This is a genomic window from Streptomyces sp. NPDC001515 (assembly GCF_053597115.1).
The window spans coordinates 109,498-121,855 of record NZ_JBSFHN010000010.1; the positions used below are offsets into that span (position 1 = coordinate 109,498).

Sequence of the window (12,358 nt, forward strand, 5' to 3'; positions counted from 1 at the left end):
AAGCAAGCGCACCGACACCTGGCGAAGTTCCCGTACCGCGAAAGTTCGCGGGAAAGAGGGTCATCACCGTCTCGGGGCGGACGGAGAACGTGCTTTGGGACGGGTCGAGGTCCGCGTTGTCAGTGGGGCGGTCCACAATGGTGCGCGTCAGAACCTGAGGAAACCCGAGGGACCCTGAGGTTGCCCGATCAGAATCCGTGAAGGAGTCGCAGCAGCGATGGCCCGCCGCAGCACGAAGACCCCGCCGCCGGACGACTTCGAGGAGAAGATCCTCGACATCGACGTCGTCGACGAAATGCAGGGCTCCTTCCTGGAGTACGCGTACTCCGTGATCTACTCCCGGGCCCTGCCGGACGCCCGCGACGGCATGAAGCCGGTCCACCGCCGCATCGTGTACCAGATGAACGAGATGGGCCTGCGCCCCGACCGCGGCTTCGTGAAGTGCGCCCGGGTCGTCGGCGAGGTCATGGGCAAGCTGCACCCGCACGGCGACGCGTCGATCTACGACGCGCTGGTGCGCATGGCGCAGCCCTTCTCCATGCGGCTCCCGCTGGTCGACGGCCACGGCAACTTCGGCTCGCTGGGCAACGACGACCCGCCCGCCGCCATGCGGTACACGGAATGCCGGATGGCCGACGCGACGTCGTTGATGACGGAGTCGATCGACGAGGAGACCGTCGCCTTCCAGTCGAACTACGACGGGCAGGAGCAGGAGCCGGTCGTCCTCCCGGCCGCGTATCCGAATCTGCTGGTCAACGGCACGACCGGGATCGCGGTCGGCATGGCGACCAATATGCCGCCGCACAACCTGGGCGAGGTCATCGCGGCCGCCCGGCACCTGATCAGGCACCCGGGCGCCGATCTGGAGACCCTGATGCGGTTCGTCCCCGGACCCGATCTGCCCACCGGCGGCCGGATCGTGGGCCTGGGCGGCATCAAGGACGCGTACGCCTCGGGCCGCGGCACGTTCAAGATCCGAGCCACCGCCTCCGTGGAAAACGTCACCCCGCGCCGCAAGGGCCTGGTCGTCACCGAACTGCCCTTCACCGTCGGTCCGGAGAAGGTGATCGGCAAGATCAAGGACCTGGTCTCGGCGAAGAAGCTCCAGGGCATCGCCGACGTCAAGGACCTCACCGACCGCGCGCACGGGCTGCGCCTGGTCATCGAGATCAAGAACGGCTTCGTGCCCGAGGCCGTCCTCGAACAGCTCTACAAGCTGACGCCGATGGAGGAGTCCTTCGGCATCAACAATGTGGCACTGGTCGACGGGCAGCCGCTCACCCTCGGCCTCAAGGAACTCCTCGAGGTCTATCTCGACCACCGCTTCGACGTGGTGCGCCGGCGCAGCGAGTTCCGCCGGGGCAAGCGTCGCGACCGGCTGCACCTGGTCGAGGGCCTGCTCGTCGCGCTGCTCGACATCGACGAGGTCATCCGCCTCATCCGTTCCAGTGACAACTCGGCGCAGGCGAAGGAGCGGCTCATCGAGCGCTTCTCGCTGAGCGAGATCCAGACCCAGTACATCCTGGACACCCCGCTGCGCCGGCTGACCCGGTTCGACCGGATCGAGCTGGAGAGCGAGCGGGACCGGCTCAACACCGAGATCGAGGAGCTGACCGCGATCCTGGAGTCGGACGGCGAGCTGCGCAAGCTCGTCTCCTCGGAACTGGCGGCGGTCGCGAAGAAGTTCGGCACCGACCGGCGCACGGTGCTGCTGGAGTCGGCCGGCGCGCCGGTCGCCTCGGTGCCGCTGGAGGTCGCGGACGACCCCTGCCGGGTGCTGCTGTCCTCGACGGGACTGCTGGCGCGGACGGCCAACGACGACCCGATCGTGTTCGCCGAGGACGCCAAGCGGGCCAAGCACGATGTGATCGTGTCGGCCGTCCCGGCCACGGCGCGCGGGGACATCGGCGTGGTGACCACCACCGGGCGGCTGCTGCGGCTCGCGGTCATCGACCTGCCGCAGCTGCCCGACACGCACGCGGCGCCCGTCCTGTCCGGCGGGGCGATGGTCTCGGAGTTCCTGACGCTGGAGGCGGACGAGGAGGTCGTCTGCCTCACCACGCTCGACGAGTCGTCCCCGGGGCTGGCGATCGGCACGCTCCAGGGCGTCGTGAAGCGCGTGGTGCCCGATTACCCGGCCAACAAGGACGAGCTGGAGGTCATCGCCCTCAAGGACGGCGACCGCATCGTCGGCGCGGCCGAGCTGCGCTCGGGCGAGGAGGACCTGGTCTTCATCACCTCGGACGCGCAGCTGCTGCGGTATCCGGCGGCGCAGGTCCGCCCGCAGGGCCGGCCGGCCGGCGGGATGGCGGGCATCAAGCTCGCGGCCGGCGCCGAGGTGCTGTCCTTCTCCGCGGTGGACCCGGCGGCGGACGCGATGGTGTTCACGGTCGCCGGTTCGCACGGCACGCTGGACGATTCGTTGCTGACCTGCAAGCTCACCCCGTTCGACCAGTACCCGCGCAAGGGCCGGGCGACCGGTGGGGTGCGCTGCCAGCGGTTCCTGAAGGGCGAGGACGTGCTGGTGTTCGCCTGGGCGGGTGCCACGCCGGCGCGCGCCGCGCAGAAGAACGGCGCCCCGTCCGAGCTGCCCGAGCCGGACCCGCGCCGCGACGGGTCGGGTACGCCGCTGGCGGCCCCGGTCGCGGTGGTCGCCGGCCCCGTGTAGACCCCGGCCCGGCGGCGGTGGCGCGCTACGCGTCGTCGTCGCCGGGCTGTTGCACGTACCGCAGGACGCCCCACATGGCCCGCTCGTGTGCGGCGTCCCGCGTCGTTTCCGGGTCGGTCTCCCCCGCGACCCGGCAGTTCTCCAGTTCCTTGCGCAGGGCGGGCGCGTCGATGCCGGAGCCGATCAGCACGAGACGGGTGAGGCGGGGTTCGTCGCGGGCCCAGGGGCGGGGGACGAAGCGCAGGAACCGGCCGACGGCGTGCATCCCGTAGGCGTGGTCCCGGTCGCCGTCCCCGAAGTCGACATGTCCCTTGATGCGGTAGAGACCCTCGGGCCGGGAGTCCAGGAACCCCATCAGCGCACGCGGGTCCAGGGGCACGTCGGCGGTGAAGTCGACGCTCTCGTACGCCGTGTGCAGATGCTCACCGTGCGATGCGCCGGTCTCCTCGGCCCGCTCCTCCCGATACAGGTCCTCGAACGTGAGCTGCCGGGCCTTCTCGTCGCCGTCGGGACGCAGCGCCGGGTCGAAGAGGAGTTCCGGGTCGATCCGGCCGTGAACGGCGGGGACGACGGCGGCGGTGCTCCCGCTCGCCGCGACGGCCGCGCGCACCCGGGCCTGTTCGGCCTCGTCGGCGCGGTCCGTCTTGTTCAGCACGACGAGGTCGGCGACGGCGAGATGGCGGTCGATCTCCGGGTGCCGCTCCCGGGTGGCCGAGAACTCGGCCGCGTCGACCACCTCGACCAGTCCGCCGTACAGGATGTTCGGGTTGTCGCTGGCCAGGATCATCCGGACGAGTTCCTGGGGTTCGGCCAGTCCGCTCGCCTCGATGACGATCACATCGAGGCGGGCGGCGGGGCGGGTCAGGGTCTCCAGGTAGGTGTCCAGTTCACTCGCGTCGACCGCGCAGCACAGGCAGCCACCGCCGAGCGAGACGGTCGAACCGACCTGCCCGGACACCGTCATGGCGTCGATCTCGATGGTCCCGAAATCGTTGACGACGACGCCGATGCGGTTTCCCGCGCGGTGGCGAAGGAGGTGGTTGAGCAGGGTCGTCTTGCCCGATCCCAGGAATCCCGCGAGGACGATGACGGGGATCTGCCGGCTGCGGGAGGGGGACGACACGTTCGACGGGGCCTTTCCTGAGGTTCAGACGGCGGGGACCGGCTGCGGCGGGGGCGGGCCGACGTAGCGGGCCGCCGGGCGGATGATCTTGGTGTCCTCCGCCTGCTCCAGGATATTGGCGCTCCAGCCGACGACTCGCGCCGCGCAGAAGGTCGGGGTGAACATCTCGCGCGGCAGCCCGCACAGCTCCATGACGACGCCCGCGTAGAACTCGACGTTGGTGTGCAGTTCGCGGCCGGGCTTCAGCTCGGCGAGGATCGCCTCGACCTGCCGTTCCACCTCGACGGCGAAGTCCACCAGCGGGCCGCCGAACTCCTGGGCGAGGGAGCGCAGCATGCGCGAGCGGGGGTCCTCGGTGCGGTAGACCGGGTGCCCGAACCCCATGATCCGGTCGCCGGCGAGGACCCGTTCCCGGATCCAGCCGTCGATGCGGTCGGGGGTGCCGATCGCGTCCAGGGTGTCGAGGGCGCGGCTGGGCGCTCCGCCGTGCAGCGGCCCGGAGAGCGCGCCGACGGCCGCGACCAGGCAGGCGGCGACATCGGCCCCGGTGGAGGCGACGACGCGTGCGGTGAACGTCGAGGCGTTGAAGCCGTGGTCGACGGTGGAGATCAGGTACTGCTCGACGGCCCGCACCCGAGCGGCGTCCGGGACCTCTCCGGTGAGCATGTAGAGGTAGTTGGCCGCGTAGGGCAGATCGTCGCGCGGCTCCACCGGATCCAGTCCCCGGCCCAGGCGGTACAGGGCGGTCAGCACCGTGGGGACGGCCGCGCAGGCGGCGAGCGCGTCGTCGCGTCGGCGGTCCGCGCCGATGTCGTACACGGGCCGGAAGCCGGCCGACGCTCCGAGCAGGGAGAGGGCCGTACGCAACCCGGAGAGCGGGCCGGACGCGGCGCTCGCCCGCGCTATGGCCGGCAGGGCGTCGCGCACCTCTGCGGGCAGTCGGCGCAGCGCGGCGGTACGGGCGGCGAAGGCGGTGCGGGCCTCGGGTCCGGGCAGTTCTCCCTCCGTCATCAGGTACCAGACGTCCTCGAAGCTCCGGTTCTGCGCGAGGTCGATCGCCGAGTACTGGCGGTAGTGGTAGAAGCCCTCGCGGCCCCGGACATCGCCGAGCGCGGTGTCCGTGACGACGACGCCGGCGAGGCCCCTGGGGGCTTCGAGCGGCGCGGGGGCGGTGGTGGTCGTCATTGCTTCCTCCAGGGGTGCCGTCGCCGTGCGGACCGGCCGGGGACAGCCCGGCGAACAGACCGTGCGACGCCTGTTGACATTGATGCGACTGTCCATGCTTGACTGGAGATCTGTCAATGTTGATTGAATCAATATGAATACGGTGGGCGGCATGACGGATCAATCAGGAGCGGCGCCTTCGACGGCCGGGGAGGACGGGCCCGGTCCACGCCGGCTCACCACGCGGGAGACGGCCGAGCGCCTGGGCGTGAAGCCCGAGACGGTGTACGCGTACGTGAGCCGGGGCCAGCTCAGCAGCAGCCGCGCGCCGGGCGGGCGCGGGAGCACGTTCGACGCGAGGGAGGTGGAGGCGCTCGCCCGCCGGACGGGGCGCCGGGAGCACGCGGCACCGTCCGGGGAGCCGGCCTTCCCCACCGGCATCACCCTCATCGAGCGCGACGCGTACTACTACCGGGGCGTGGACGCGACCGAACTGGCCCGGAACCACGCGTACGAGGAGATCGCCGAGTGGTTGTGGACCGGAGCGCTGCGGCCGGGCGTCCGGTTCACGGCACCGGCCGACGCCCGCGCCGCGGCCCGCCGGGCGGTCGCCGCGCTGCCCCCGCACAGCGGCTCCACGGACCGGCTGAGGGTGGCCGTGGTGGCGGCGGCCACCACGGATCCGCTGCGGTTCGACCTGTCGCGCGAAGCGGTGCTGGGCGGGGCCAGGAGCCTGATCCCGACGCTGGTCGCCGCGCTGCCGGCGATCGGGGAGGAGCCCGAGGCGGGCGCCGAGGGGGACGTTCCACCGGGACTGGCCCGGGAACTGTGGCCGAAACTGACCCGCCGTCCGGCCGACGAGGCGTCACTCGCCGTACTGGACACCGCGCTCGGGCTGCTGATCGACCACGATCTGGCGGCGTCCACGCTGGCGGCCCGGGTCGCGGCCTCGGCCCGCGCCCATCCGTACGCGGTGGTCTCGGCGGGGCTCGGCGTCCTGGAAGGCCCCCTCCACGGCGCGGCGAGCGGGCTGGCGCACCGCATGCTGGCCGAGGCGCTGGAGCGGGGCGGGGCGGCCCCGGTGGTGGCGGACCATCTGCGGACGGGGCGGCGGGTGCCCGGCCTGGGGCACCGGCTCTACACCGGCGAGGACCCCCGGGCCGGCACCCTGTTCCGCCTGCTCGAACGGGTTCCGGCGGCCGGGCCCGCCCTGGACGCCGCCCGGGACGTGGTCGCCACGGCGGCCCGCCACATGCCCCTGCACGCCAATGTCGACCTCGCGCTGGCCGTACTCTCGGTCTCCTCGGGGATGGCCGCCGAGGCGGGCGAGACGGTGTTCGCGGTGGCCCGCACGGCGGGCTGGATCGCCCACGCCCTGGAGGAGTACGGGGAGCATCCGCTGCGGATGCGGCCGAGCGGGCAGTACACCGGCCCCCGGCCGCCCCAGCCGCTTCCCTCCGCGGACGGCCCCGAGACCTCAGGTCCGGACCGAACGGAAACACCTCCGCAATAGACGGCTCCCGAGGCGCAAATATCCGACGATCAGTGGGAAGCGTTGCGCGGGGGCTGGGCCGTGGAGCCCCGGACCACCAGCTCGGGCTCGAAGAGCAGCTCGTCGGAGGGCACCTTGCGGCCCCCGATCTGTACGGAGAGCAGCTCGACGGCGGCCCGCCCCATCGCCTCGATGGGCTGGCGGACGGTGGTGAGCGGCGGCTCGGTGCAGTTCATGAACGCCGAGTCGTCGTACCCCACCACGGAGACGTCGGCGGGCACCGAGAGTCCCCGGCGGCGGGCCGCGCGCACGGCACCGAGGGCCAGCGGATCACTGGCGCAGATGATTCCGGTGACGCCGTCGTCCAGCAGCCGGGCGGCGGCGGCCTGACCGCCCTCCAGGGAGAACATGGCCCTGGCCACCCAGGCGTCCGGCACCGAGCGTCCGGCCTCCTCGGCGAGCGCCCGGGCGGCGGCCAGCTTGCGCTGCGAGGGCATGTGGTCGGAGGGGCCGAGCACGAGGCCGATGCGCTCGTGGCCCAGCGAGACGAGATGGCGCCAGGCCTGCTCGATGGCAACCGAGTCGTCGCAGGAGACGCAGGGGAAGCCCAGGTGCGCGATGGCCGCGTTGATCAGGACGACGGGGATCTTGCGGTCGGCGAGCACCTTGTAGTGGTCGTGCGGCGCGTCGGCCTGGGCGTACAGGCCACCAGCGAAGACCACACCCGACACCTGCTGCTGAAGGAGCAGTTCGACGTAGTCCGCCTCGGAGACCCCGCCCTTGGTCTGGGTGCACAGAACGGGGGTCAGCCCCTGCTGCGCGAGCGCGCCGCCGACCACTTCGGCGAAGGCCGGGAAGATCGGGTTCTGCAGCTCGGGCAGGACGAGGCCGACCAGCCGGGCCCGCTCCCCGCGCAGCTGGGTCGGGCGCTCGTAGCCGAGGACGTCCAGCGCGGACAGCACGGCCTGTCGCGTGGCGTCGGACACCCCTGGCTTGCCGTTGAGCACCCGGCTGACCGTGGCCTCGCTGACTCCAACCTTCTGGGCAACCTGAGCAAGTCGTCGCGTCATGTATGCAAGATTAGCGCAAGAAGCGCAAGAAGATTGCGTGAAGGAGGAAACAAGACGATTTTCGGAACGTATACGAGGCGCGGTCCGCCGTACCGCGCCGCACGCCCCGCGCTCCGCCGTCCCACGCCGTACGCCTGTCCCTGCCCGTCTCGGTGCCGCACCGCCCGGACCGGTGAACGCGTCCTCGGGGCCGTCACCCCGAAAGTCCGTCACCCCGTGCGGTCACCGTACTCGCCACCGCCCTCCTTGCGGCACCCCTCGATCGCACCCCGCACGACGGCCTTGCATCCGAGGCTCCCCGACCACGGTCACACCGCACCGGCGCCGGTGAGCGCCCGCACCTCGGTCTCCGCGTGCTTGGCCTCGTTGGGCGGTTCGTCCGAGGTGAGGGTGCCGATCCAGCCGGCCAGGAAGCCCAGCGGGATGGAGACCAGACCGGGGTTCTCCAACGGGAAGAGCTGGAAGTCCACACCGGGGAAGAGCGCGGTGGGGCTGCCGGAGACGACCGGCGAGACCAGCACCAGCGCCACGGCCGGGATCAGGCCGCCGTACACCGACCAGACCGCGCCCCGGGTGGTGAACTTCCGCCAGAACAGCGAGAAGAGCAGCACCGGCAGATTGGCCGAGGCCGCGACGGCGAAGGCGAGACCGACCAGGAACGCGACGTTCAGATTCTGGGCGACGAGCCCCAGAGCGATGGCGGCCACCCCGATGCCCGCCGCGGCGACCCGGGCGACAGCGACCTCGCTGTACTGCCGGGAGCCGGGCCGCCTCAGCGAGGCGTAGAGATCGTGGGCGACGGAGGCGGAGGAAGCGAGGGTGATCCCGGCGACGACGGCGAGGATCGTCGCGAACGCCACGGCCGCGACCACGGCGAACAGGATCGTCCCGCCGGTCGAGCCCTCGCCGCCGCCGAGCACCATGGCGAGCAGCGGGACGGCCGTGTTGCCCGCGGCGTTGGACTCCCGGACGTCCGCCGTGCCGACCAGGGCCGCGGCCCCGAAGCCGAGCACGATCGTCATCAGGTAGAAGCTGCCGATGAGGCCGATGGACCACACGACCGAACGGCGCGCGGCCCGCGCCGTGGGAACGGTGTAGAAGCGCGACAGGATGTGCGGCAGCCCCGCCGTACCGAGCACCAGGGCCAGCCCGAGGCTGATGAAGTCGAAGCGGGCCGTCCAGCTCCCGCCGTAGCGCAGACCGGGCGCGAGGAAGTCCTTCCCGTATCCGCTGCTGTCGGCCGCCGAGTTCAGCAACTCGTTGATGTTGCCGTGGAAGCGCACGAGGACCAGCACCGTGAGCACCACGGTCCCCGCCATCAGCAGGACGGCCTTGACGATCTGGATCCATGTGGTGGCACGCATCCCGCCGAGGGACACGTAGACCACCATCAGGGCCCCCACGCCGATGACCGTCCAGGACCGCGCGGCGCCGCTGGCACCGCCCAGAAGCAGGGCGACCAGGCTCCCCGCGCCGACCATCTGCGCCACCAGGTAGAGCACGGACACGGTGACCGACGAGGTGCCCGCGGCGATCCGCACCGGGCGCTCGGCCATCCGCGCCGCCACGACGTCGGCCAGCGTGAACCGGCCGCAGTTGCGCACGAGTTCGGCCACGAGCAGCAGAACGACCAGCCAGGCGACGAGGAAACCCACCGAGTAGAGCATCCCGTCGTAGCCGAACAGCGCGATCAGCCCGGAGATCCCGAGGAACGAGGCGGCCGACATGTAGTCGCCCGCGATGGCGAAACCGTTCTCCATCGGGGAGAACAACCGGCCCCCCGCATAGAACTCCTCCGCCGAACCGTGCCGGTTGCGGCTCACCCAGGTGGTGATGCCGAGGGTCACCGCGATGAATGCGCTGAACAGCAGCAGCGCCAGTGTCTGGTGGTTCCCGCTCAACGCCCGATCCCCCGCGTCATCTCCTGGGTGTCCCAGCGCAGATCGAGCGCCGCCCGGTCCCTGCGCAGCCGTGCGTGCCGCGCGTATGCCCCGGTGAGCAGGAACGTGGTCAGGAACTGTCCGAGCCCGACGACCATCGCCACATTGACCGCCCCGACGACCTGTCGGTCCATCAGCCCGGGCGTGGTCACCGCCGTGACGACGTAGGCGAGGTACCAGACGAGGAAGGCGAGGGTGGCGGGGACCACGAACCGCCGGTACCGGCGGCGCACCTCCTGGAACGCCTCGCTGCGCTGCACCTCCAGATAGATCTCCGCCGCGCTGGGGCCGCGCCCCGGGGCGGCGGGGCCGGGCACCCGGCCGGGCGCGGCGCCTCCCGCTCCCTCCGTCTCCCCCCATCCGGAGGCCGTCGCGTCGTCCCACGGGTCGTCGAGGCGCGTCCCCGCCGCCTCGCGCCCTGCTTCCTTCTCCACCGAACAACTCCCCTGATCCACGGACCACTTCGGCCGCGTACCCAAGAATGGGCGGATCGGGAAGAACTCGGGCGCGCCATTCCCCGGACTTCACCTCTTCAGGTGAAGGATCTTCCGGGTAGCCGTGCGAGCCCTCGAACATACGCGTACCGCACGGCCTGGGCCCGGTCCCGCAGCCCCGCCTTGGCGAACAGATTGTTGATGTGGCTCTTCACGGTCGCCTGCGAGATGTGGAGGCTGCGGGCGATCTCCGCGTTGGACATGCCCTCGGCGATCAGCGCCAGCACCTCGGCCTCGCGCGGTGTCATCCCGTCCGGCGGCTCCGGCTCGCCGCCGCTCCCGGCGGGGCGGGGCTCCGCGGTGACCTGCTCCAGCAGCCGGCGCTGGATGGCGGGCGAGAGCCCCGCCTCGCCCGAGACCACCGCCTGGATGGCCCGGACGATCTCTTCTCCCCCGGCGTCCTTGGTCAGATAGCCGCGAGCCCCGGCCCTGAGCGCGGGGAAGAGCGAGTCGTCGTCCGCGAACGTCGTGAGCACCACCACCTGCGTACCGGGGAACTCCGCGCGGATCCGTCTCGTCGCCTCCACCCCGTCGCAACGGGGCATCCGCAGGTCCATCAGCACCACGTCCGGCGCGTGCTCGGCGACGAGGGCCACCGCCTCGTCCCCGTCCTTCGCCGATGCGACCACCTCGATCCCGGGCAGCAGGCCCAGCAGCATGACAATGCCCTCACGGACCACCGCCTGGTCGTCGGCGACCACCACCCGCGCGTTCACGCGGGCACCCGCAGACTCACCACGAACCCCTCCTCGCCGGGTCCCGCGTCCAGCGTCCCGCCCAGCAGTTCGGCACGCTCACGCATCCCCAGCAGACCGTAGCCGGAGCCGCTGACAGCCAGCTCCCCCTCCGCTCCTCCCCCGCCCTCGTCGCTGACCTCCAGGGCGACCGCGTCGGACCGGTACTCCAGTCTGATCACGACCCTGGAGCCGGGGGCGTGCTTGCGGACGTTGGTCATCGCCTCCTGCGCCACGCGTCTGACCGTCTGCGATGCCTCGGCGGTCAGCGTGCGCGGTTCCCCCTCGACCCTGACCTCGGCCGGCTCCGCGGCCACCAGTTGCCTCAGGAAGTCCTCCACGGGCGACACCTCCCCGCGCAGCGCGGAGAGCGCCTGGCGGGTCTCCGCGAGCCCTTCCCGGGCCATGGAGCGGGCCGCGACGACCCGGGCCAGGACCTGGTCGCGGAACTCCCCCGCCGGTTCCCTCTCGATCAGCAGCCGTGCCGCCTCCAGGTGCACGAGCTGCGCGGAGAGGCTGTGCGCGAGCACATCATGGATCTCCCGGGCGATCCTCGACCGCTCGTCCAGCGCGGCGTTCCGGGCCTCCGCCGCACGGGCCGCCCGCTCCTGGGCCAGGAGCCGCTGCGCGGCCCCGCGCGCCTCGGCGTCCAGGCGCAGCACATAGCCCGCGAGGCAGAGCCCGACCGCGGTCGCCGCGGTGGACACCCAGTCGTCGGTGTTGATCACGGCGTAGGCCCCCAGCGCCACCGCGGTGGCGGGCAGCCCCGCCGAGAACGGCAGCCGCTCCAGCGCGGTGACCGCGCAGCCGCACCAGAGCACGGCCGCGGGCACCCCCGCCCCGGCCTGTTGCGCCCCGAGCGCCGCGAGCATGAGGAGGGCAAGCAGGCCGAGCGAGGGCCAGAGCCGGTGCTCCAGGCTGCTCCGGAAGAACGCCACGGCGACGGTCGCGCACCCGGCCACCCCGATCAGGCCGACCAGGATCTCGACCGGCCCGAACCGGCCGCCCGTGAAGGTCCCCCAGAGCATCAGGACGAGCAGCCCCAGCCGCACCACCCAGCCGATCACGGCCCGGGATCGGGTGCGCGTCTCGCGGGCGAGTGCCTCTCTCGACGGCCAGACCGTCCAGGCAGCTGATGTCACAGGAGGTCCCTCCCCACCGGCTGCCTGGGCGAAGCGCCCCCGGCGGGGACACCGTACGGCTCCGCGAGGGCGGCCCGTCGGGCCAGAAGGCCCTCACGCACCAGCAGGGTGACAGCGAGAGCCATCATCAGGGCGGGACTGCCCTGATGAACGCCCAGGGCCGCCGCGAGCCCGTAGAGAGCCGCACGGAGGCCCAGGCCGCCGGCGCAGACATAGACGGTCGCTCTGGTGCCCCTGCTCCACAGCGTTCCGTCCCGGGCCCGCCAGACGCGCGTGGTGCGCGCCCAGCCGGCGCCCGTGACCGCGCCCACGAACAACTCCGCGCCGAGGACGACCGCGGCCGATGCCTCGTGGTGCGCGTCGAGGGGACCCGGCTCGCGCAGTGCCATCACGAGCAGCAGGCCCGGCAGGATCCATCGGCGCCGGTCGCAGGTGACCGGCCCGGCGGAGAACTGGCGGACCGCGACGACGGCCACGACCGCGACGAGCACCACGGCGTTGACGAGCCCGGACATGGGCGCCTCCGGATTG

10 protein-coding genes are annotated in these 12,358 nt (G+C 72.0%); 2 read left to right on the forward strand and 8 right to left on the reverse strand.

Annotation, left to right across the window (positions count from 1 at the left end):
• The first annotated feature begins 217 nt into the window (after positions 1-217).
• On the forward strand, positions 218-2,668 hold the full coding sequence (locus ACWCXC_RS13435; RefSeq protein WP_450888727.1) for a DNA gyrase/topoisomerase IV subunit A: 2,451 nt from the start codon (positions 218-220) through the stop codon (positions 2,666-2,668).
• A gap of 25 nt (positions 2,669-2,693) precedes the next feature.
• Here the strand turns inward: ACWCXC_RS13435 and ACWCXC_RS13440 are convergent, their stop codons facing one another.
• Together ACWCXC_RS13440 and ACWCXC_RS13445 are read right to left on the reverse strand one after the other, a co-directional pair.
• On the reverse strand, positions 2,694-3,791 hold the full coding sequence (locus ACWCXC_RS13440) for a CobW family GTP-binding protein (RefSeq protein WP_450888729.1): 1,098 nt from the start codon (positions 3,789-3,791) through the stop codon (positions 2,694-2,696).
• A gap of 24 nt (positions 3,792-3,815) precedes the next feature.
• A complete protein-coding gene (locus tag ACWCXC_RS13445) occupies positions 3,816-4,976 on the reverse strand; it encodes a citrate synthase/methylcitrate synthase (protein ID WP_450681964.1) in 1,161 nt (386 codons plus the stop codon).
• A gap of 151 nt (positions 4,977-5,127) precedes the next feature.
• On the opposite strand from ACWCXC_RS13445, the gene ACWCXC_RS13450 reads away from it, so the two are divergent.
• Positions 5,128-6,468, forward strand: a complete 1,341-nt coding sequence (locus ACWCXC_RS13450) for a citrate/2-methylcitrate synthase (protein WP_450888731.1) — start codon at positions 5,128-5,130, stop codon at positions 6,466-6,468.
• Between the two features lie 29 nt (positions 6,469-6,497).
• On the opposite strand, the gene ACWCXC_RS13455 is transcribed toward ACWCXC_RS13450, so the two are convergent.
• The 6 genes from ACWCXC_RS13455 to ACWCXC_RS13480 form a co-directional block, all read right to left on the reverse strand.
• Entirely contained in the window at positions 6,498-7,517 is a 1,020-nt protein-coding gene (locus ACWCXC_RS13455) for a LacI family DNA-binding transcriptional regulator (protein ID WP_450888733.1), read from the reverse strand.
• Between the two features lie 308 nt (positions 7,518-7,825).
• Positions 7,826-9,418 (reverse strand): solute symporter family protein, encoded by a 1,593-nt coding sequence (locus tag ACWCXC_RS13460; protein WP_450681961.1) that lies wholly within the window; start codon positions 9,416-9,418, stop codon positions 7,826-7,828.
• Positions 9,415-9,891 carry a DUF485 domain-containing protein gene (locus ACWCXC_RS13465; RefSeq protein ID WP_450681960.1) on the reverse strand — a complete coding sequence of 159 codons (477 nt, stop codon included), beginning with the start codon at positions 9,889-9,891 and terminating at the stop codon, positions 9,415-9,417. Before ACWCXC_RS13465 ends, ACWCXC_RS13460 begins: the two co-directional genes overlap by 4 nt.
• Positions 9,892-9,989: 98 nt before the next feature.
• Positions 9,990-10,667 carry a response regulator gene (locus ACWCXC_RS13470; RefSeq protein WP_450681959.1) on the reverse strand — a complete coding sequence of 226 codons (678 nt, stop codon included), beginning with the start codon at positions 10,665-10,667 and terminating at the stop codon, positions 9,990-9,992.
• A complete protein-coding gene (locus tag ACWCXC_RS13475; protein WP_450888736.1) occupies positions 10,664-11,827 on the reverse strand; it encodes a sensor histidine kinase in 1,164 nt (387 codons plus the stop codon). The genes ACWCXC_RS13470 and ACWCXC_RS13475 overlap by 4 nt, the downstream gene beginning before the upstream one ends.
• Positions 11,824-12,342 carry a DUF1453 domain-containing protein gene (locus tag ACWCXC_RS13480; protein WP_450888738.1) on the reverse strand — a complete coding sequence of 173 codons (519 nt, stop codon included), beginning with the start codon at positions 12,340-12,342 and terminating at the stop codon, positions 11,824-11,826. Before ACWCXC_RS13480 ends, ACWCXC_RS13475 begins: the two co-directional genes overlap by 4 nt.
• Positions 12,343-12,358: the final 16 nt, after the last annotated feature.

Excerpts from the sequence above, each read along its gene's own strand:
- ACWCXC_RS13435 (WP_450888727.1), top strand. The coding sequence starts at position 218 with ATGGCCCGCCGCAGCACGAAGACCCCGCCGCCGGACGACTTCGAGGAG.
- ACWCXC_RS13445 (WP_450681964.1), bottom strand. The coding sequence starts at position 4,976 with ATGACGACCACCACCGCCCCCGCGCCGCTCGAAGCCCCCAGGGGCCTC.
- ACWCXC_RS13450 (WP_450888731.1), top strand. The coding sequence starts at position 5,128 with ATGACGGATCAATCAGGAGCGGCGCCTTCGACGGCCGGGGAGGACGGG.
- ACWCXC_RS13455 (WP_450888733.1), bottom strand. The coding sequence starts at position 7,517 with ATGACGCGACGACTTGCTCAGGTTGCCCAGAAGGTTGGAGTCAGCGAG.
- ACWCXC_RS13480 (WP_450888738.1), bottom strand. The coding sequence starts at position 12,342 with ATGTCCGGGCTCGTCAACGCCGTGGTGCTCGTCGCGGTCGTGGCCGTC.